This window comes from Paenibacillus sp. AK002, from assembly GCF_053903045.1.
Window position 1 is genome coordinate 5,613,712 of the sequence record NZ_CP096377.1, and the last position, 21,586, is coordinate 5,635,297.

Annotated in this window: 19 protein-coding genes; 3 read left to right on the forward strand and 16 right to left on the reverse strand. The window is 52.9% G+C overall.

Annotation, left to right across the window (positions count from 1 at the left end):
• Window positions 1-17 precede the first annotated feature (17 nt).
• The 8 genes from M1D70_RS25020 to M1D70_RS25055 form a co-directional block, all read right to left on the reverse strand.
• Window positions 18-380 carry an arsenate reductase family protein gene (locus M1D70_RS25020; RefSeq protein ID WP_145040492.1) on the reverse strand — a complete coding sequence of 121 codons (363 nt, stop codon included), beginning with the start codon at window positions 378-380 and terminating at the stop codon, window positions 18-20.
• Window positions 377-1,441, reverse strand: coding sequence for an RluA family pseudouridine synthase (locus M1D70_RS25025; RefSeq protein ID WP_456288261.1), 1,065 nt, complete (start codon window positions 1,439-1,441; stop codon window positions 377-379). Before M1D70_RS25025 ends, M1D70_RS25020 begins: the two co-directional genes overlap by 4 nt.
• A gap of 3 nt (window positions 1,442-1,444) precedes the next feature.
• Window positions 1,445-2,005 carry a cob(I)yrinic acid a,c-diamide adenosyltransferase gene (locus M1D70_RS25030; RefSeq protein WP_036659974.1) on the reverse strand — a complete coding sequence of 187 codons (561 nt, stop codon included), beginning with the start codon at window positions 2,003-2,005 and terminating at the stop codon, window positions 1,445-1,447.
• Between the two features lie 226 nt (window positions 2,006-2,231).
• Entirely contained in the window at window positions 2,232-2,495 is a 264-nt protein-coding gene (locus M1D70_RS25035) for an aspartyl-phosphate phosphatase Spo0E family protein (RefSeq protein ID WP_009590300.1), read from the reverse strand.
• Between the two features lie 118 nt (window positions 2,496-2,613).
• Window positions 2,614-3,819 (reverse strand): aminotransferase class I/II-fold pyridoxal phosphate-dependent enzyme, encoded by a 1,206-nt coding sequence (locus M1D70_RS25040; protein ID WP_009590296.1) that lies wholly within the window; start codon window positions 3,817-3,819, stop codon window positions 2,614-2,616.
• Between the two features lie 14 nt (window positions 3,820-3,833).
• Complete coding sequence (locus M1D70_RS25045) at window positions 3,834-4,334, reverse strand: Lrp/AsnC family transcriptional regulator (RefSeq protein ID WP_009590307.1); 501 nt, start codon at window positions 4,332-4,334, stop codon at window positions 3,834-3,836.
• 191 nt (window positions 4,335-4,525) lie between these two features.
• Entirely contained in the window at window positions 4,526-4,912 is a 387-nt protein-coding gene (locus M1D70_RS25050; protein ID WP_456288262.1) for a spore coat protein, read from the reverse strand.
• Window positions 4,913-4,952: 40 nt separating this feature from the next.
• The gene (locus M1D70_RS25055; protein ID WP_009590298.1) at window positions 4,953-5,189 is read right to left on the reverse strand and encodes a hypothetical protein; all 237 of its coding nucleotides are present in this window, start codon (window positions 5,187-5,189) and stop codon (window positions 4,953-4,955) included.
• Between the two features lie 139 nt (window positions 5,190-5,328).
• Between M1D70_RS25055 and M1D70_RS25060 the strand changes: the two genes are divergently transcribed.
• On the forward strand, window positions 5,329-6,555 hold the full coding sequence (locus M1D70_RS25060; protein ID WP_456288263.1) for an NAD(P)/FAD-dependent oxidoreductase: 1,227 nt from the start codon (window positions 5,329-5,331) through the stop codon (window positions 6,553-6,555).
• 170 nt (window positions 6,556-6,725) lie between these two features.
• Here the strand turns inward: M1D70_RS25060 and M1D70_RS25065 are convergent, their stop codons facing one another.
• The 4 genes from M1D70_RS25065 to M1D70_RS25080 form a co-directional block, all read right to left on the reverse strand.
• A complete protein-coding gene (locus tag M1D70_RS25065; protein ID WP_456288264.1) occupies window positions 6,726-7,928 on the reverse strand; it encodes an MFS transporter in 1,203 nt (400 codons plus the stop codon).
• Window positions 7,929-8,072: 144 nt separating this feature from the next.
• Entirely contained in the window at window positions 8,073-8,639 is a 567-nt protein-coding gene (locus M1D70_RS25070; RefSeq protein WP_456288265.1) for a hypothetical protein, read from the reverse strand.
• Between the two features lie 160 nt (window positions 8,640-8,799).
• Entirely contained in the window at window positions 8,800-9,219 is a 420-nt protein-coding gene (locus M1D70_RS25075; protein WP_009590305.1) for a DUF350 domain-containing protein, read from the reverse strand.
• 121 nt (window positions 9,220-9,340) lie between these two features.
• The gene (locus M1D70_RS25080; protein ID WP_015737140.1) at window positions 9,341-11,710 is read right to left on the reverse strand and encodes an endonuclease MutS2; all 2,370 of its coding nucleotides are present in this window, start codon (window positions 11,708-11,710) and stop codon (window positions 9,341-9,343) included.
• A 156-nt stretch (window positions 11,711-11,866) separates the two neighbouring features.
• Between M1D70_RS25080 and M1D70_RS25085 the strand changes: the two genes are divergently transcribed.
• Together M1D70_RS25085 and M1D70_RS25090 are read left to right on the forward strand one after the other, a co-directional pair.
• A complete protein-coding gene (locus M1D70_RS25085; RefSeq protein ID WP_009593066.1) occupies window positions 11,867-12,226 on the forward strand; it encodes a phage holin family protein in 360 nt (119 codons plus the stop codon).
• Between the two features lie 324 nt (window positions 12,227-12,550).
• Entirely contained in the window at window positions 12,551-12,937 is a 387-nt protein-coding gene (locus tag M1D70_RS25090; protein WP_009593061.1) for a cupredoxin domain-containing protein, read from the forward strand.
• Window positions 12,938-13,029: 92 nt separating this feature from the next.
• Here the strand turns inward: M1D70_RS25090 and M1D70_RS25095 are convergent, their stop codons facing one another.
• From M1D70_RS25095 to abc-f, 4 genes are all read right to left on the reverse strand, one after another.
• Window positions 13,030-15,027 (reverse strand): hypothetical protein, encoded by a 1,998-nt coding sequence (locus tag M1D70_RS25095; protein WP_456288266.1) that lies wholly within the window; start codon window positions 15,025-15,027, stop codon window positions 13,030-13,032.
• A 259-nt stretch (window positions 15,028-15,286) separates the two neighbouring features.
• Window positions 15,287-17,737: a phenylalanine--tRNA ligase subunit beta gene (pheT, locus tag M1D70_RS25100; RefSeq protein ID WP_456288267.1), complete on the reverse strand. Its 2,451-nt coding sequence runs from the start codon at window positions 17,735-17,737 to the stop codon at window positions 15,287-15,289.
• Between the two features lie 29 nt (window positions 17,738-17,766).
• Complete coding sequence (pheS, locus tag M1D70_RS25105) at window positions 17,767-18,801, reverse strand: phenylalanine--tRNA ligase subunit alpha (protein ID WP_009593059.1); 1,035 nt, start codon at window positions 18,799-18,801, stop codon at window positions 17,767-17,769.
• A 451-nt stretch (window positions 18,802-19,252) separates the two neighbouring features.
• Window positions 19,253-21,121, reverse strand: coding sequence for a ribosomal protection-like ABC-F family protein (gene abc-f, locus M1D70_RS25110; RefSeq protein ID WP_456288268.1), 1,869 nt, complete (start codon window positions 21,119-21,121; stop codon window positions 19,253-19,255).
• Between the last annotated feature and the right edge of the window lie 465 nt (window positions 21,122-21,586).

Below are 21,586 nucleotides of genomic sequence, written 5' to 3' on the forward strand. Positions count from 1 at the left end.
TGTCCCAAAAGCGACCGTTACTTCTGCCATGTCTCCTGATATTGCTCCGCTTTGAAGCCGACGGTTACTTTGCTGCCGTCGGTCACGATCGGACGCTTGATCAATCTTCCGTTGGAAGACAATAGTTCGATCTTCTCCTCATCGGAAAGGCCGGGCAGCTTGTCCTTCAGGTTCATTTCCTTGTATACCTCGCCGCTAGTATTGAAAAATTTCTTTAGCTCCAGTCCGCTCTTGGCGATCAGGTCGGCTAACTCATCTTTCTTTGGCGGTTGTTCGAAAATATTTTGAAGCTCCAGCTCATGTCCTTCGTTCTGCAGCCATTTCACGGCGTTACGGCAAGTCCCGCATTTCGGATATTGATATACTTTCAGTTTGCTCATTCAATAGGTTCTCCCTCTAATGTTGTAGTGTTACATAATGAAGTGACAGCTTCTTGCGCGAGCGCTAATCTCAATGATTTCATGTCCTCAGGTAGCGGGGCCCTGAATACCATCGTCTTCCCCTCTATCGGATGCATCAGCGTCAGGCTTGCCGCATGCAGCGCCTGCCTGTCCATATAGCCGTCCAGCCTCATGATCGTTGCGGCTAACGGATCCAATGACCCGACGGCCCCATTGGAATCCTCATCCCTCACCGGCGAATCCGGTAACAATCCCTGATCGCTGTATACGGGATGCCTGTACATCTGATCTCCGATCAATGGACAACCGATGCTTAGCATATGCACCCGAATTTGATGCGTCCGGCCTGTTTCGAGCTTCAATTCAACCAAGGATGCGGAGGGGTAAGTTTCGCATACCCTATACCGCGTAAGCGAAGGATATCCTTCCGGAGTTACGATTCGCCGGTGGGGCTCCAACGGATCCCGGTCAATCGGACCGTCAATATCGCCTGTCGGCGAAGAAGGTCTTCCATGCACAAAAGCGACATACCTCTTATCGACGGTGCCGGCAATCATTTGTTCGGAAACATGCTGATGAATATACGCATTCTTCGCGATCACCAGTACGCCGGAAGTCTCCTGATCGAGCCGGTGAACCGCTCTGAACCGGTAATTCCAGCCCTTCTCCTGCCAATAATGAACGACGCCGTTGGCCAGCGTGTCGGTATAATGCCCGTGCGTCGGATGCACGATGACCCCTGCCGGCTTGTTCAAGACAAGCAGATGCTCATCCTCGTACAGAATATGAAGCTCCATGGGCTGGGGCAGCATATCGTTGGAACGTTCCTGCTCCATCCGAATTTCGACCAAATCGCCCGCTTGCACTTTAACGCTAATATATACGCGGGTTCCGTTCAGCATAATGCCCTGCTCCGTCAATTTGAGGCGGGAGAGCAGCTTGCGGGATACCCCCATTCGTTTTTGCAAAATGGTCTTAAGCAGCATGCCGTCTTCGTGTGTGGGTACGACATAGCGGATTGGCGGATAGTACAGACCCATCTATTACCGGAACACCTTTCCGCTTCGCTCATATTCAACATCAGGTATCCCGGCATGCACATTGGCTGCCCGTGCGGCAACAAAAAAATAATCGGACAACCGGTTCAAATACCGGCGGACCTCCGGATTGATCTCGGTGGTTCGCTGCAGCGTAACGGTCAGCCTTTCTGCGCGCCGGCATACGGTCCGGCATACATGCAGCGAAGAAGACAAGGCGCTTCCGCCCGGCAGAATAAAGCGCTCCAGCGGAGGGTTCTTCTCTTCGAATGCATCCAGCCACGCCTCCAGACGATCCACAAGCTCGGCACCGACCTTGAGTTTATCCTCCCGCGGCCTCGCATAAGCCAGATCCGAGCCGCAATCGAACAGTTCATGCTGGATTTGAACGAGCTGAAGATACAGCTCCTCAAAATCGGCTTCCTTGGCCAAACACACGGCCTGACCGACAAAGCTGTTCAATTCATCGATCGTGCCGTACGCTTCGATGCGCGGATCATCCTTAGGCACGCGACCTCCAATAATCGAAGTCTCCCCCGCATCTCCCGTTCTTGTATATACCTTCATCACATCTTCCTCCATTTCATATCTTGAACGAACACCATAACATCTTATTATGCTCACTATAGCATAATTTCGGATCGCGTTCCCGCTGCGGCCGAATAAACCCAAGGCCGGATAACGCCTTGAGGGAAGGTGCTTTAGGTGGCGTTTGGTTTTAAACACAAACAAGGCTGATCCACGAGTATCCTCACTCTAGGAACAGCCTTGCATTATTTAATGGTGACATATTTTAGAGTTTCTTTTTGGGATGGGCCTTCATATATTCGTTGATCTTCAGATCCAGCAAGCTGCTGATCTCGATCACGATTTCCGACGTGAAGGACTGCTCTTCCAAAAATATTTGCTCCATCTTCCGGCGGAGCATGTGAATTTCGTCTTCCAAGGTAATTTCCTGAGGAGTGGATTTGGCTGATTTAATTGACCATTTACCGTGATTATTGTCTTCAGCCGTATAATCACCACGGTAGTTTGACAATTCATAATCACAAAACACTGGTGATCCCTCCTTGGAAAGTAAAATTCTGCCCCCAAAATAAAATTATAACATAATTTTCGTCAATGAAAAGTGAATTTTTTGTTAATTCAAGGAAAAAGTTCAACGAATTCCTTGCCTACTTTATTTTTTCCACAAAATTGCCCATTCGCTCCAATGCCTCATTCAGTTGAGCAATGGATGTAGCGTAAGAACAGCGAATGAAACCTTCCCCGCCGAGCCCGAAGGCAGTACCCGGCACTGCGGCCACTTTGGCTTCGGTCAGCAATCGCTGAGCAAATTCTTCCGAGCCGAGTCCCGTTCCCTTGACGCTTGGGAAGGCGTAGAACGCTCCCTGGGGTTCGTGGCAATCCAGACCGATCTCCCGCAGCCCCTGCACAACGAGCCTGCGCCGCTGGTTATAGGATTCAACCATTCGGTCCTTCTCCCCCATGCCGTTACGCAATGCTTCAAGCGCGGCGACTTGCCCCATGGCCGGTGCACACATGACCGTATACTGATGAATTTTCAGCATGGCGGCAATGAGATCCGTATGGGCACACACATAACCCATACGCCAGCCGGTCATAGCAAACGCCTTCGAAAAGCCGCTGACCAGTATGGTGCGGTCCATCATGCCGGGCATCGAGGCAAAGCTGACATGCTTGCCTTCATACGTGAGCTCGGCATAAATTTCATCTGAAATCACAATCAGATCGTGCTTTTCCACCACTTCCGCAATCGGAAGCCAATCCTCGTAGGTCATGATCGCCCCGGTCGGATTGCTTGGATAGCAGAGAATCAGAATCTTTGATTTGGGCGTGATTTGCGCTTCCAGCGCTTCGGCCGTCAGTTTGAAATGATGCTCCGCCGTCGTTTCGATGCCGACGGGCACGCCGCCGCCGATTGAAGCGATCGGCGAATACGAAATGTAACACGGTTCCGGAATCAGAATCTCATCTCCGGGAACAATCAAGGCCCGCAGCGCCAGATCAATCGCTTCACTGCCGCCCACGGTAACGATGATTTCATTCGCAGGATTATAGGTCACATGGAAGCTGTCGTTCAAATATTCCGCGATCGCTTCCCTCAGCTCCGGCATGCCGGCATTGGACGTATAGCCCGTAAACCCGCGCTCCAATGAATATACGCACGCTTCTCGTACATGCCACGGCGTTACGAAATCAGGCTCCCCGACGCCTAGCGTGATGATATCCTTGTTTCCGCTGACGAGATCGAAAAATTTCCGGATTCCGGAGGGTTGAATATCCCTGACTCTAGGCGCCAAATAGGAGCTCATCGATTTCCTGTTATTTTCTGCAAGCTGCTGTTCGTTCAAAATCATAGCACACGCTTCCTTTACGGCGAGATCAGGAGACGATTGTCTTCTTGACGTTCTTCAAAAATAATCCCGTCTTGTTTATATTTTTTCAAAATGAAATTCGTTTTGGTCGATAAAACAGAATCAATAGGCGACAGTTTCTCGGAAACAAAATTGGCCACCTCGCGAAGGTTACCGCCTTCCACTTCGACCAGCAGGTCGTAGGCGCCAGACATCAGATAAACCGACTTCACCTGCGGGAACAAATAAATCCGTTCCGCGATTCCTTCAAAGCCTCTTCCGCGCTCAGGCGTTATCTGAACCTCGATCAGCGCCGTAACCTTCTCGTCCTCCACCTTGCCCCAATTGACAACGGTGGCGTACTTGACAATGACGTGATCTCGTTCAAGCTCCGCAATGGAGGTCTTTACTTCTTCCTCTTCTACACCGAGTAGAGTAGAGAGTAGAGCCGGCGATCTTCTCGCGTCCTCTTTCAGCAGGTCAAGCACCTTCAGTTTCAATTCGCTTAGCTCTTCCATGTACGTATCCTCCAGCACTTATTCCGAATAACCGCTCGTGACACACGGTTTTGTCGGAACAGAGATTAATACTTATATTACAATAACTTACACGGGATGTGCAAAAGAAAAAAACCGATGCATGCCCGCAGCGAAAGCTGGAGGTGTCATCGGCGAAATCGTTGCGTTAACCATAGGATGGTTGGGTTACATTACATATAAGGAGCAGGGGATACATTGGTTGCATGGGGCTCAACGTTCGGATTGTGCGCATACGCGCCTATGCTTGAAGTTTTTTGATTAATCGTTTCCCGAGTTTTTTGTACGGACTGCTGCGCTTGTTTATGCTGCTTGTCCACGTCGTATTTCAGCGCATGCGTGCCTGCGGTGTACATGTTCTGCTGCTTCATCATATTAAAGAATTCGCCTTGCAGGCTCAGCGTATCCGTGGTCAAATTGGTAAACATTTGACGCACGTCAGGGCAAGTGGCTTCCGTCGTGGCTGTCGTATATTCTCGAACGGCCCGTTTCAGCTCTCCCAGTATCGGGCTGAGCAAATCCTCTTCGGGCAGGAATGAAGATCCGTTAGGGGTTGCCATCGTAGTTCCTCCTTTGGGTTGTAGGTTATGCACTGTCCGCTTACTGCGGCTGGTTGGGCGCAACGCTGCTGTGGGTCTGAAGGGAGTTCACCAACATATCAAGATGCTGCTCATGTCGCTTGACGAATCCAAGCAGTGCCTGCTGAATGGCAGGGTTCTGACTGGCTGCCGCCGTAGCGGCGCAATGCTTGGCCAGCATGGTCTCGTTGGAGATGCAGTCCACGATATAATCCAGCTCTTTTGAAGTGAGAGGCTGTAATTGCTGATTGGGTGTCATACGGTTCGTTGTTCCCCTTTCCATTTAGGTTGACAGGACCTAGTATGCCACCGTTGTACAAATCTATGTCGCAAGATGTCATGAAATGCGGAAGGAACGACCAAACTAATTGCGATGTGACGAGGAGAGGGGATGGATCATGTTACTGACCGGCGGAACAACGCCCTGGAAATATTTAAATACCGAGCCGGTAAAAAAATACCCCGCGCTCTCGGACCGGCTTAGCTGCGACGTGCTGGTCGTCGGAGGCGGTATCAGCGGTGCCCTGATGGCCTATGTCCTGAGCGTGCAAGGCGTCAACGCCATACTCTTGGAGAAAAATCGAGTATGCGAGGGCAGCACTTCCGCCAATACGGGACTGCTGCAAATCTCCAACGACTGTCCCCTTTCCGATTTGATTCAACATTTCGGCGAGGACCGGGGTACCGCCTTCTACAGGATGTGCAGAAATGCCATACGTCGGCTCACTGAAATCGCGAATACGTTGTCAAGGGATTCCGGGTTGATCTCTCGAAGCAGCCTATACTATGCCAGCAACCCTCAAGATATCGGCTTGATTCGTCATGAGTATGACCTTCTCAAACGCAAGGGCTTCGACGTGCAGTACTGGAACCGCGATGATGTGAAGGCTAAATTTCCGTTCTCAAAGGAAGCCGCCATCTATACCCGCGGCGATGCCGAAGTCAATCCCTACCGTCTCGGACATCATCTTCTTCAAGATGCCGGTGATCAGGGGCTGCGAATTTATGAAAACAGCGAAGTGAAAGAAACCAGGTATACAGACAACGATGTCACGGTCATGACGGATCAGGGAAGCGTTTCAGCCAAACACGTGATCTGGGCTACCGGGTACAGCACCCAAGAATGGAAGCCGGACTATCAAGTGGATCTCCTCAATACCTACGCCATTATGACCGAGCCTGTTCCCGATCTGTCTTCGTGGTATGAGCGGGCTCTCATATGGGAGACCGACCGTCCATATCTCTATTTCCGAACAACGCCGGACCGGCGGATCATGGCCGGTGGACTGGATGAACCGCTGCCTCCTTCAGGCAAACCGGAGGAATACGCCGAGCCAAGAAGCCAGAGACTGCTGAATGAAATTCATAAGCTGTTCCCTACGATGACGGACCTGAAAATGGCATGCAGCTGGGCTGGCGTGTTCGCCTCCACCAAAGACGGCATCCCGCTGATCGGCAGACATCCGCAGTATCCGCACAGCTACTTCATCGAGGTTTATGGCGGAAACGGTATGGTTTACAGCATGATCGCCGCCGATCTCCTGGCCGAGACGATTGCCGGCAGAGAGCCCGAAGAACTGAAGTGGTTCTCGCTGAGGCGTCCGATCGACCTGAACTTCACATAAATTTAAGAAGGTATCCCCTAATAGGCCCAGCGGCCTTGGAGATACCTTCTTTGCGTTTGTACGATTTGCCTCCGCGCCGCGGCTTACTATTTTAAAAAACGCCGCTGACCTGCGCTATCCAACTTTCGCTCATTGCTTGATCTCCCTGACTCACATCGTTGCCATCAAGCTCAGGCGGCTTGTTCTTTGGTAGGAAATAGCTTTCGTATGAACAGCCAAGATCCGATGGGGGACGCTCCCAGAAACAACAGCAGCAATGTTATCGTAAACGTATCCTGCCTGAATGACAGTACAAGAATGAAAACGAGCAAGCCCGTAATTCGGCCTATCGTCAGACTGAGTTCCCGGAGCACGACCAGCTCCACTCGTTTCTCCACGTTTTCCTGATTCACGCCCATAAGATCGAAGCTGGCCGATATAGCCGGCATCATGTACAGCGGAATGAAAAGCGACGTCCCGATTCCCAGCACCAGCAGCGTAGTGTAGTTGACCGTAAACAGCAGCGGCATGATGACAAGCAGCATCAATACGGAACCAACCAGCATGCCGGTTTTACGGAATTTGGGCTTGAACCATTTCCCGCAGGCCCAGTAGCTGACCAGTGAAACAGCCGAAGTAATTAAAGCGAATTGCCCCAGCTTGGACTCCTGATCCGTCGCCACGAAAACAAGCAGCGTGATGAGAAAGGAGAACACGCCCTCCCGGATTCCCTGAACAGCCAAGCCTAATACCGCGTATTTCCAAACGCCGCCCTCCTTGAGGCGGCTTACCCCTTCCAGCCAGTGATAATCGCTTTGAACCGGCCTTTTTCGCAGAAAAAAGCTCATGACCACCGTCACGGCGAAGATGGCCATCGACACGGTAAAAATAAACCGATAGCCCTGATCCCCATGCATTAGCGTGATGATCCAGCCTGCCAGCCACGGACCGATAATCCCCGTTATGGAGCCCAAGAGCCCGATCCAGCCATTAAACCAGTCCCGGTTCTCCGCACTCGAAACCTCGAAATAAACCACATTAAAGGCCAACCAGAACAATCCTAAAGACACCCCGAACAGCAGGCCGAGGGGCCAAATGTAATGGACGGCGTCCCTCCCTGCCCACAGCACGCATAGATAAAACAAGCCGGACACGGCAATTCCCAGGCGAAGCGCATTCATTTTGTTATGCTCCTTCACCCATTTGCCGGCAGCCCAGAACGTCAGGCCAAGCGCCACCTGCTGCGCAATCGTGAACCAGCCGAGCATGGTGTAATCCTGGCGGCTTTTCCATAAGTATACATTGAGGAACGTACCCGACAATGCGCTCGATAGAATAAACAACCCATGAACCGATAACAGAAGCATAGCCTGGGGGTCCTTTGTCAACTTCATATACAGTTCCTCCCTTGCCCTTTCACTTGAAGTCCAAGGTATTTTACCCCTTCGCGCTCCACTTCATGAACAAAAAAAAGGAAACCGCCGCCGGCAGTTTCCTTAAGTCATCCGCAGGGTCGGCAACAGCGCCGCTCCGCAACTCTATTCCTTTTTTTTATGGATAAAACTCTTGATCATCCGAAGCCGGTCGTTCTCTGACAAATTGTACTGCACATGGAAGCATCCGGGACATACATAAACGTTCAGATCATACGGAGGCTGCAGAATGGGAGCTTGGATCAAGGGTGCGTGAACCGGCTGGAAGCCTTCTCCGCTCACGCGCTGCGTTCCTGCATGAAGCATATACTCTCGGCAATGCAGACACTCGGGCACTTCCTCTTGTTGGTCCAGGATCCCCTCCACCGTCTCCTCGAATGCAAAAAGATCGTGATCTTCCCCGTACTTATCCACGGTGCGAAGCGATGACAGCGATTCATGGTCGGAGCCCCAGATGCGTTGAAGATCGCGCGCCTCCTCATCGGAAGGCTCATAAGTCTCTTCATATTCCTCCCCGACGTCATCTTCATCTTCATCTTCATCTTGCAATGCGATATTCAATGTGCGGTAGCCTTTAAGCTCATTCGCGCAGTGAGGACAGGTATCCTCGGGACCTATCTCCTCATCCCATACAATCTCACTTTGGCACCATGGGCAAACCGTCGGTTCCATCGGTCATTCATCCCTTTCTTTATTCAAACGGCCATGAATGGCCTTCTTTACGTTATTTTTATTGAGACATTAAGTATACAATACCCGCCACGAAAAAAATCATGGCTGCCGCAAACAATATCCGCGGTAAATATTTCATCGTTCTTTCCTCCCGAAGCCCTTAAGTAATGCTCGCTCCAATAATGTAAGACAAAGATACGGTGATAAGAAGCACGATCAAGCCCACTGCCCGATTATCCTTGCCGATCTCTTCATCGACCGAAAACACAGGCGTCAAGAACTCAAGCAGCCAATAAGCCAATAAAAGCAGTATAAACCCGAAGAACGACCATTTAATCATGCCGTAAATGGACGTATTAGCCGTGATGCTGTACCGCATCACGTTACAGATGCCAAAGACCTTGCCGCCGGTCGCCATGGCTGCGGCAACATTTCCTTTGCGTATTTCATCCCAGCAATTGTACTTGGTAACCAATTCAAAGCAATACAAGTAAACAATAAGTGCAAGTATCGCAACAGAGAAATAGCCGACGAGCACCCCAAGTGGATGGGTCAGCAAATGATCAATCGCTTCCGTCATTCCCTTATTTCCTCCCTGATATAAACGGGATGCGGCACCTTTCGCATCCCGTCGTTCTGAACCCTATTGTTGATATGTTATACGATTGAAGGAGAAAACGGTTCCTGATTTCTTACTTTCCTTATTTCAACTCGGCAATAGTTACGCCATTGCCGCCTTCGCCGTAATTGCCTAAACGATGGCTCTTGACATGTTTGTGCTTGCGCAAATAATCCTGAATGCCGGTTCGCAAAATGCCGGTTCCCTTGCCGTGAATGATGTAGATCTGTCCCAGATTCCCCAAAAACGCCTCATCAATGAACCGGTCCACTTCGATCAACGCTTCTTCCAGGTTCGCTCCCCTTAAATCCAGCTCATTCCGGATGTTGGCATCGCGGGTCCGCTTCAGGACGGTGGCATGCTGTTTCGGTGCCTGCTTGGCATTGGCGGCCGGATTCGACAGCAGCTCCAAATCGTCCAGCGCGACCTTCATCTTCATAATGCCAAGCTGAACGACGGCTTCCTTCGAGCCGGACATCTCCACGACATGCCCCTTCTGATTCAGGCTGTATACCCGAACCTCATCCCCGGGCTCAATGCTGCGCTGCTGCTTCGCAGAACGCTGGCCGCCCGTTTTCTTGCCCTGCTGCGGCTCGGCGTCATCCAGGCGCTTTCTGGCCGCGATCAGCTTGTGCTCCTTAACGGAAGCCCCTTCCTCCTGGGCAATCTTACGCAGGTCCGCAATGATCTCCTCGGCTTCGCTCCGCGCCTTGTCCACGATCTGTCTTGCTTCCGCCCGAGCCTTATCAACGAGCTTGTCCTTCTGCTCCTCCAGCTTCTGAAGCTCCTGCTGGTGGCGTTGACGCAGCTCCTCCATTTCCTTCCGGACCTGTTCCGCCTTCTCACGCTCCACTTCAGCGGTATGCCGGTTCTCCTCGAGGGACGCAATCATATGCTCTACCCGCTGATCCTCTTCCTTCACTTCCCCGCGGGCGAATTCAAGAATGGATCCCGGCAATCCCAGACGTTCTGCAATAGCAAACGCGTTACTGCGTCCAGGAACGCCCACCAGCAACCGATAAGTCGGACTTAGTGTGTTTATATCGAACTCCATGCTGGCATTGATCACGCCTTTGCGTTCATAGGCGTACGCCTTCAATTCGGAATAGTGCGTCGTCGCGATCATGCGGCAGCCCATGCGGTGGATATGCTCCAGAATGGAAATTGCCAGAGCCGAACCTTCCGCCGGGTCGGTCCCCGCCCCCACTTCATCGAGCAGGACCAGGCTCTTCGGCGTCATCTGGCTTAAGATGCGGATGATGTTGGTCATATGGCTGGAGAAGGTACTCAGGCTCTGCTCAATGCTTTGCTCGTCGCCAATATCCGCGTAAATCGCATCGAACACGCACATCTGGCTGCCTTCTTCGGCCGGGATAAACAGTCCGGACATCGCCATCAGGTTTAACAAACCGATCGTTTTGAGCGTAACCGTCTTACCGCCGGTATTCGGGCCCGTGACGATGATGGAGGTATAGGAATTGCCCAATTCCACGTCCAGCGGCACGACCTGGTCCGTCGGTATGAGCGGATGTCTGCCTCTGCGCAGCTTAATATATCCTCTGTCGTTCATACGCGGGAGCGAAGCCTTCATCACATGAGCTAAACGGGCTTTGGCAAAAATAAAATCGAGCTGCCCGATCAGATCGACGTCAATGGACAGCAGTTCAGCCTGCTCGCCGACCTGGGCGGTCAGCTTCTGCAGAATCACTTCGATCTCCCGCTCTTCCCGCATCCGGGTCTCGCGCAGCTTGTTGTTCATCGCCACGATGGACTCCGGTTCGATGAACAGCGTCGCGCCCGAGCCGGACTGGTCGTGCACGATACCGCCAAAGTGGGAGCGATACTCCGCTTTGACGGGAATGACGAATCGGTCGCCGCGAATCGTAATCAACTGGTCCTGCAGCATCTTCGCCACCGATTGCGAACGGATCATGGATTCCAGCTTCTCGCGGATGCGTACCTCTCCGCCGCGCAGCTCCCTCCGAATTTGCGACAGCTCCGCGCTTGCGGAGTCCAGCACCTCGGCCGTTTCATCGATGCAGAGCCGAATGGCATCCTCCAGCGGCTTCTGCTCCGAAATAAGATCGCTTAAATTAAAGAGAATATCAATCTTCTCATCCTCATGAATCGCAGCGATAAACCGTTTGATTCGTCGCGACCCGTGAATCGTGTTCGACGTGGCAAGCAATTCATGCGGATTCAGCGTGCCTCCGATTCGGGCCCGCTTCAAAGCATCGTTGATGTCGGTAATGCCGCGGAAGGACGGGTTGCCCTTAAGCCTGTCTACGGTGTAAGCCTGGTCGGTGGCAGCGAGCAGATCCTTAACGGCTTCGAGGTCGGTCTCTGGCATTAACCTTTCCGCCCTCAAACTTCCCATGGAGGTTTGGGTATATTGCGTCAATGTATTTAAAATTTTCCGGTATTCTAAAGTGTGCAAAATCTTGTCGTTCAAGAAGTTCACAACTCCTCTCAATCAATGCCTATATTATATCGAACGCCATGCGAAATCGCCATGGAATCCAAAATCCTTCCACACATAACCTAACGTCCGATTGAACAAAATAAATTCTGCGTAACATTCCAGTCTTATTCTAAGGAGGCAGGTACCATGCAATTTCTCGGGCATGTCGTTCGATTTATCGTAGCGGCTCTCGTCCTTATGGTCGTCGGATGGATCGTCCCTCAATTCTCCGTCGGCGGATTCGGAAGCGCCCTGCTGCTTGCACTCGTCATCGCCCTGTTTGGCTGGGCTATCGAGGGCATCTTCGGCAAAAAAGTCACGCCGTTTGGACGCGGCATCGTGGGCTTCATTGTGAGCGCGCTTGTCATTTACCTGGCCCAGTTCATCGTCGGAGGCGTTAGCGTCTCCATTCTGGGTGCTCTGCTTGCTGCACTGGTCATCGGGATCATCGATCTGTTCATTCCGATCTCCACCCCGTTTGAAGCAGGCAAAAGCCGCAAAGAATAAGATAGAAGGCCGTCCGCTTCTGTCAAAGGATCATGACGGAGCCTCTTCCTGAAAGATCCCAATGGTTTGCGGTTAAATCCATCGATGCATTCCCCACATCAACCCCCTGTTGCTATATGACAGGGGGTTGTCCGTGTTCGAGCAGGCTCCCGTCCTCTGTGACTATGTTTCCCCTACATTATAACGTAAATCCATAAAATTCGTTGCAAACGCTTCACGTTCACCAATTTTTCATAACAGGCACGTGCGTCGACTCCCGTTCTGAGCTATCATAAAGATTGGAAATTAATTTTCACAATTATTTCATAGTCAGGAGAGATTATAGTGAAAAAAGGCATAGCACTACTTGTTTCATGTATGCTCCTTTTTGTATTGGCGGCCTGCGGCGGAAACCAACAAGAGTCCGAGGGCAATTCGGGGATCACGGATACCGGCGTAGCACCGGAAGCAGAACTCGTGATTAAAGGCTCCAACTTCCAATTTGACCAAGCCGAATATCACCTCAAAAAAGGGGTGCCCGTCAAGATTACTTACGAGAACGAAGACGGCAACCACGGCGTTATGATTCCTGCGCTTGGCCTGCAGTTGGACCGAAAGAACAACTCAACCGTCGTTACGCCTGACAAGGCAGGAGAATTCGAGGTTTCGTGTTCCATTATGTGCGGAGCCGGTCACAGCAAAATGATATCCAAACTGATCGTCGAAGAATAGAAGGCTTGCTATGCAAAATGAAAACCTCCGGATCGCCAGAGTTTCCTCTCTCTGATCCGGAGGTTTTTTCAGGTTCACATCTTCGTCATGGCCTAACGCTGATCCTGCTCAATCAACTCGATCCATTCATTATATTCAACTTGGAGCTTCGCATACTCTTCCTTCAGCTTGCGATGTTCTTCTTCAAGCTGTGCGGCTTGCTCCGCCTTCAATTCCTGTTCTGCCTGCAGCAGCCGATACTGGTGCATGACCAGCTCGTACTGTTCGCCAAGCTCGGAATACTGCTGTGCCGCTTCGCTTTTCTCGCCTTCCAGACGGTCGCAGACCTGACGCGCGGATGCAATCTCCTGCTGCCAGGACTGAAGCTCTTCTTCCAGCGCAAGCTTGGTTCGTTTCCATTCATCGCGCTCTGCGGCCAGCTTCTCGCTGTCTGAAGCCAGCTGTTCCCGTTCCGCCATCCATTGCTGGTATTGGTCCTGCCATTGAACGGCGCGTTCTTCGGACTCCCTCAGCTGCTCGGCAAGTTCGCTTGCACGCTCTTCGCTGGCTGTCGCCTTCTTGCGAAGCTCATCGAGCTGATTCGACACCGTATCGTATTCTTCTTCCAGCATGGCGTAGAGTTTGCCGGTCTCTTCCTCGCGGATTCCCGCGTCCTGGGTGAGTTTCTCGAGCTCTTCGTTGCGGAGCTGGAGCTCCTTCAATTCCTCCTGGGCGCTTCGGCGCTCGGAAAGGATCCGGTCCGCTTCGTCCTTCATGACATGGATTTCATCCTGAAGACCCTTCATTCCCTCTTCCAGGCTTTCGTTCAATTCCATCAGTTCGACGATTCTCATCTCGAGCTCGCCGGTCTCCTCCTTGCGCTGATCGGCCAGCGTCCGCCAGGATTGCAGCTCGCTGCTTAGACGCTGCAGCTCTTCCTGCTGCTTGCGGGAGGTCTGATTCGCATCCACCACAAGCTTCTGCAGACGTCGACGCTCTTCCTCCGACTTGCCGGATTCCTGCTTCAGGGCCTCGAGTTCCTTCGCCAGCCCTTCCGCCTTCGTACGGAAGGTACGCAATTCCTGCGAGGAAGCTTCAGCTTGCTGCTTGGACGAATGGAGCTCTTCCTTCAGCTTGTCCGATTCCGCTTTTACCGTGTTCAGTTCCTTCTCCGCGGTCGACAACCGCGAGTGCAGCTGGCCGCCGCGAGTGCGCTGCTCGGCAAGCTGTTTCTCCAGATCCTGCACGGTCTTTGAGTGCTGCTGCTCCAAATCCTGTACGGTTTTCGAGTGCTCCAGCTTCAGATCCTGCACCGTCTTCGTGTACTTCTGCTCCAAATCCTGCACCGTCTTCGAATTCTGCTGCTTCAGATCCTGCACCGTCTTCGAGTGCTGCTGTTCTTTCAAAAGCGCCTCTTGTTTATAAGTGCTCTCCTGTTTCTTCAACTGTTCAGCCAGCTTCTCTTCAGCCTGCTTCGCAGAAGTGCGCAAACTCTGTTCCAGCTTCTCGACGGCCTGCTTATGCGTGAGCGCCGACTGTGATATTTGCCCTTCATAACGGCGTTTCATATCTTCCATCGCCTGCTTGTGGCCGCTCTCCAGCTTCTCGCGCTGCTCCTTAAGACGCATCTCAAGCTGCTGCTTCTCCTTCAGCAGTTCCGCCACCCGGTCGGATTCCTTCTGGAGCAGCTCCTTCGTACGCTCCGACTCCGCCGTCAGGTTCTCCTTGGATTTCCTGTATTCTTCAGCCAGCGTTGTCTGCTCCGCCAGCTTGCGCTCAAGCTGCTCCAGCTGCTGACGATGTCTCTCCTGCTGCTCGATTTGAAGTCCCTGCACCTTGGCCAGTTCCGTTCGCAGCTCATTCCGCTCGGCCGTCATCTGCTTGGCCTCGTTCTGATATTCCAGCTTCTGCAAAGCTTCTTCAGCCATATGTACCGCGGCAAGGACGGCAATGCGCGGGGTATCCAACCGGGAGTGCGCCTTGGAGATGGTACGCATGCGATCATCCACGTAATTGGCTACCTGTCTGGTATAATCACTGCTGTTTCCAACGAGTTTATAGGAAGTTCCGTAGATGTCTACGGTAACGCTTTTACGGTCAGATGTAGTCAAAATTGTGCCCTCCTTCTATTATGTGTAAATTCTATGATGTCTGAAATGGTCTATCCTCTGCATCCATTATATATGAGATAACATCTACAGACGAACCTCTAGAGTACAGACCGAAGTGTGGTATATGATAACACAGTTTTGTGCTTATAATTATGAACCCTGCGGGCCTTCCGATGCAAATCCCAGTTCAATTTAGAGCAAAAAAGCCCGCATCGAATCTCTGATGTAATGGATTCGATGCGGACGTTCACAATTCCTGCTATTTTCTTAATTCTGCGCCAAAAGTTTGCTGAAGGGCAGCGACTGCTTTTTCCGTAACCCCGGCAACCTCTTCATCGGTCAGCGTCCGCTCCTGATGGCGGTACGTCAAGGAGATCGCAACACTCTTCTTGCCTTCTCCCAGCTTGCTGCCCGTGAAGACGTCAAACACCTGAATCTGCTGCAGAAGCTCTCCGGCATTCTCTCGGATGACTTGGATCAGGGAGCCGGCTTCTACTTCCTCATTCACCACGATGGCAAGATCGCGTTCCATGCCCGGGAATCTAGGCAGATCGCGGTAAGCGACGCGGGCATTGGTCAGATCATAGAGCGGCTCAAGCAGGATCTCGGCGGCATAGGTATCTTCCAAATCCAGCTCCTGCTGCGTTTTTGGATGAATTTGTCCGAGCACGCCGAGCAGATGTTTGTTCTCGCCCTGACCTACGTAAACGGAAGCGGAACGTCCCGGATGGAAGCCTGCCGGCCCGTTCGCTTCGTAAGCAATGTCGTCAGCGCGAATGCCGAGATAATTGAGCACCGTTTCAAGCGCACCCTTCAAATCGAAGAAATCCACTTTGGCCGGCTGGACGTTCCACTGCTTGCTGCCTTTTCGTCCTGACAGCAGCAGACCGAGAACCGGACGCTCCTGGGGCTGCTTGGTCAACGTCTCCTCCTGCGTATGGAACAGGTTCCCTATTTCAAACAGGGCCAGGTCCGGCTGCTTGCGGTTATGGTTATACACCGCGATATCCAGCAGCTGCGGCAGCAAGCTGGTACGCAGCACGCTGCGGTCCTCGCTCATCGGCATCGCCAGCTTAACCGCCTTCCCGCCTTCCGATAGGGAAGTGAACACTTCCGCTTGCTGCGGATGAATGAAGGAGTAACCCAGAACCTCCTGGAATCCGCTGTGCGTCAGCAGACGGCGAAGCGAGCGGCGGATGGCCTGCGCTTCCGTCAACGAACCCGGCGTCGTCGGTCCTTCAATCGCCGTGGTCGGAATGTTGTCATAGCCATACAGGCGGGCAACCTCTTCGATCAGGTCTACATCGAGCGTAATATCGCCGCGGCGGGAAGGCACTTGGATATCCACCAATCCCTGGCCCGCATCCCCGCTAGGGAAATGCAGTCGGGAGAAGATCGTTTTGACCTCAAGCAAAGACAGCTCCGTGCCCAGATAACGATTGAGCTTCTCCAGCGACAACGTAATCACGGACGGCTCGGTTTGCGCACTTCCTGCTTCGACGATTCCTTGATGCACGGACCCGCCGGCATATTTCGCCATCAGTGCAGCCGCTCGGTTCAGAGCAGGGATCACTGCGGCCGGATCCACTTCCTTCTCGAAGCGGGAGCTTGCCTCTGAGCGAAGTCCCAGCTGACGGGAGGTTTTGCGGACGGTGCCGCCATCGAATTTAGCGGACTCCAGGAAAATATTCACCGTTCCGTCCGTTACTTCGGAGTCCAGGCCGCCCATAACGCCAGCCAAGGCCACCGGCTTGCCGCCTGCCGTAATCACCAGCATATGCGGCTCCAGGTTCCGCTCCGCGCCATCCAGCGTCACCATCGTCTCGCCGGCCTCAGCCATGCGCACGTGAACCGCCCCGTCTTTCAGTCGATCCGCATCAAAAGCATGCAGCGGCTGGCCGTATTCCAGCATCACATAATTGGTAATATCCACAATGTTATTGATCGGACGCACGCCGGCTGCCATCAACCGGTTCTGCATCCACAGCGGGGAAGGAGCGATCGTTACGCCCGTGATATAGCGTGCAGCATAATGGCTGCACTGCTCATCCGCACCGATCGTAACCGAGATATGATCGGCTGCTGCATCATGAACCTCCAGCATTTCCTTCTCCGGGTTCGGCAGGCTCAGCTCGCGGCCGAGGATGGCGCTCACTTCGTAAGCCGTGCCCAGCATGCTGAGGCAGTCGGAACGGTTCGGCGTCAGGTCCAGCTCCAGAATTTCATCGTTCAGGCCCAGCACATCCACAATCGGTTTGCCGATCTCCGTGTCAGCCGGAAGCACCAAAATCCCCTCCTGCAGCTCTTTGGGCAGCAGTTTGTCATTCATGCCCAGTTCCTTAGCCGAGCAAATCATGCCTTGGGAGAGCACGCCGCGCAGCTTGGCTTTCTTGATATCCAGCCCGCCCGGCAGCTTCGCGCCCACAAGCGCTACCGGCACCTTCTGGCCAGCATCCACGTTTTTTGCTCCGCATACGATCTGGAGATCTTCTTCCTGGCCTGCATCGACGACGCACACGTTCAGCTTATCGGCATCGGGATGCTTCTCCTTGCTCTTGACGTAGCCTACGACCACGTTGTTAATGCCTTGATTCCGTTTCTCGATCACATCGATTTCAATGCCGGCCGATGTAATGCGGCTTGCCAAATCCTCTGAGGTTACGCCTTCGAGCGAAATATAATCGGACAACCAATCGGTTGAAACTCTCATTGTCTATTCACTTCCCTTTATCGTTAAAATTAGATCCGCGTGAACTGATTCAAGAATGCCGTATCGTTGTTGAAGAAGTGGCGGATGTCATCCACGCCGTATTTCAGCATGGCAATCCGCTCAACCCCCATGCCGAAAGCAAATCCGCTGTACTTCTCAGGGTCATAGCCGCCCATTTCGAGCACCTTCGGATGAACCATGCCGCAGCCTAAAATCTCTAGCCAGCCCGTTTGCTTGCATACGCGGCAGCCGCTGCCGCCGCATTTGACGCAGGATACGTCCACTTCCGCGCTGGGCTCCGTGAATGGGAAGAAGCTTGGACGCAGACGGATCTGCGTGTTATCGCCGAACATTTCCTGAACGAATTGCAGCAGCGTCCCTTTCAAATCGCTCATGCGAATGTTCTCGCCGATCACGAGACCCTCGATTTGATGGAACTGGAACGAATGGGTCGCGTCATCGTCGTCCCGGCGGAATACGCGCCCAGGACAGATGATTTTGACCGGCGCTTTTCCTTGCATCGACAGCATCGTCCGGGCTTGCACCGGGGAAGTCTGGGTCCGCATCAGCAGATCTTCCGTCAAATAGAAGGAATCCTGCATGTCGCGTGCCGGGTGGTTCTTCGGCAGATTGAGCGCCTCGAAGTTGAAATAGTCCGTCTCCACCTCGGGTCCTTCCGCTACGCGGTATCCCATCCCGATGAAAATATCCTCGATATCCTGGATCACCTTGCTGAGTGGATGCACCGCACCTTGGCTGAGCTTGCGACCCGGAAGGGTCACGTCCACTTTCTCTGCGCGCAGACGCTCTTCGGTTTCCTGCTGCAGGAACGCTTCCTGCTTGCCGGAAATGACTTCCTCGATTGCGCCGCGAACGTCATTGGCCACCTGGCCGATAACGGGACGCTCCTCTGCGCTGAGTGCTCCCATGCCGCGCAGGATTTCCGTCAGGGCCCCTTTTTTGCCAAGGTATTTCACCCGCAAATCATTCAGCTGCTGCGGATCGGTAACATCCTGCAATTGCGCCAATGCTTCCTGCTTTAAAGCTTCCAATTTTTCCTTCATGGCTATTCGCACACCCCTTTGTAAACTCCATCATTGTTCTGAAAACAAAAAAGGCCTCTCCTCCCGAAAAGGGACGAAGAGACCGTGGTACCACCCTTGTTAACATGCATCATACCCTAACCAAGACGGTAAAAGCCTTGGACACGAGTATGCCTCATCATGCTCACTTGACCGACGTAACGAATCGGACCCGTTATCCCCTACTCAACCGGCGGGCTGCCGTGTTCAGGGAACTGCTCCGGAGCGAACTTCACCAGCCTGATTCTTTGAGGGACACTCTCAATCCACGGCATCCCTTCCCTGTAAAGAGGCACTGGCTACTTTTCTCCATCCATGCATTTAGAACTTATGCAAATATATAGGGTTTATTATATGCAACCTTTCGGCATATGGCAAGTTTCATTTCCCCATTTTAACCTCATCGGACCGATTTTAATCGGGATCCTGGGACTTAATCCGACAAAAGCCCGGCAAGCTCGGCCCGCAGCTCCCTAATTTCGGCAAGCCAGCTCGCCTCATCCCCGTCCTCCAGTCCATCAGCGGATAACCCCAGCAATTCCTGAATCCGGTACTCGAGCTCCATCCGGCGATTGTCCTTCTCCGTATCTCCCTTGATCACCCCGGTTCGAGAAGCCTGTTCCTCCTCCTCGCCGACGCTTCCCTCGAACCATGCGGGAGCATCCCCAGGCTTCAGCGTAAGCAGCCGATTGGCGATTTTGCGCACCAGATACCGGTCATGCGATACAAGCGCGATTGCCCCCGGAAAGCTTACGAGCACCTGTTCAATCACTTCTCGGGTATCCACGTCCAGGTAATTCGAGGGTTCATCCAGTACAAGGAGATGCGCCCCGCTGAAATACAGCTTGAGAAAAGCCGTTCTGCACTTCTCCCCCATGCTGAGCTGTCCCATCTTCTTAAACACGTCGTCTCTCCTGAAGAGAAACGAGCCCAGCAGGGTACGCGCACGGCTCTCCGTCATGCCGGGAATGACAAGAAGGCTGTCCAGCAGCGTGGTTTCCGGTTCAAGCCCCTCAAGCTCCTGCGAAAAATAGCCGATCTTGACGGAAGGATTCCGGGTAATCCGGCCTTCCTGCGGATCGATTTCCCCCAGCAGCAGCTTGAGCAGCGTCGTTTTTCCGCTTCCGTTGGGGCCTCTTACGGCCAGCCGGTCGCCGCGGTTCAAATAGAAGGTGAGCTTATTAAAAAGCGGTTGATCTCCGTATCCAAAACAGATGTCCTTCACTTGGACCAGGGTTCGGCCGCCGAATGCCTCCCCTTCCAGCTCCATGTTCAGCTTGGGCCCGCTGCGCGGCTTATCCACCCGTTCGGCTTCCAGCCGTTCCAGCGCTTTTTCCTTGGCATGGTATCTGGAGATGTTCTTCTTCGCTTTGGCCTTGTAGAAACTGGCGGTGATCTTGACTTCATTCACGTCCCCGGCCGCGTTATGCGCTTTATGGAACCATTCCTCGTATCTTCGGATCGACTCCTCAAGCGCCTTGCGGGCCAGCTCCTGCTTGCGATAAAGCGTCTCCTGCTCGCGCAGCTCGCGTTCCTTTTCGCGCCGGTAATCCGTGTATCCTCCCCGGTAACGCCGGAGTTCCTCCGACGTCAGCTCACAGACGGCGGTCGCCACCCGGTCAATGAATTCCCGATCATGGGATACAAACAGCACCGTTCCTTTATAGGACGACACCAGCCACTGCTCCAGCCAGACCAGGCTTTCACTGTCCAGATGGTTCGTCGGCTCGTCAAGCAGCAGAAATTTCGGGGCCGACACCAGGAGCGCCGACAGCATCACCTTCGTTTTCTGGCCTCCGCTCAGCTCGCGATAGGACACCGGCCACACCTCCGGCCCGATGCCCAGCATCGTCATCGCTTTCTCCACCTCGGTCTCCCACTGGAAACCGTTCTGGGATTCATAACGCTCCAGCAGATTGCCATATAACTCAAGCAGCTGCTCCATTTCCGCAGCGCTGCCGCCGTTCATCCCTTGCTCGATTCCCGCAAGCCGAAGCTTCAGCTCCCATAACGTTGGATGACTGCGGCTGCGCACCGTATCGATCGCACTCATATCGCCTTCCTCCGGTTCATCCTGCTGTCTCAGCCAGCCCCAGCGCTCTCTTGGAAGGATCGCCTCCACAACGCCGGAGGTCGGCTCAAGCTCACCGGCCAGGATGGAGAGGAGCGTGGTTTTGCCGGTACCGTTGCGCCCATACAGCGCGATCCGCTCTCCTTCGGCTACTTCCAGCTGAATGCCTTCAAACAGCGGCTTTCCTTGAAGTTCCATGCTGATATCCTTCGCTTTTAGAATCATTGTCATATCGTCTCATCCTCTCTCTGTGAAAAACATCAAAAAACCGCAGGCGATGGCCTGCGGCGGATGTTATGAGAGAGGATTCGTTTGGATCTGAATAACGGGACGAATGCGCGCCACAGCTCAATTCTTCGGCTGTTCATTCCAGGCCAGCCCTGACGGGTATGGAGATGAAAGGGCCTTACCCTTCGCCCGTCAATAAAAGCAGCAATCCGTTCCGTATATGTGATTGGTATTGTATCAGAGTACCGTTTCCGACATAACAAAAAGAGGTACCCCAGTCACATTGTTCAGACACGCCAAATCTCTCCCTCTACCGCCGTAGAGAAACGCCTGCAAAACCACATGCAGTTGTTTTAGAGAAAAGGGTGTCTTACTTCATTGGACTAGGTTACCTCGCATTCTTGGAATGAAATTATGGCCATTATAACAGATATTTCTAAAATGTAAAAGGGCTATCTGCGGAGCCTG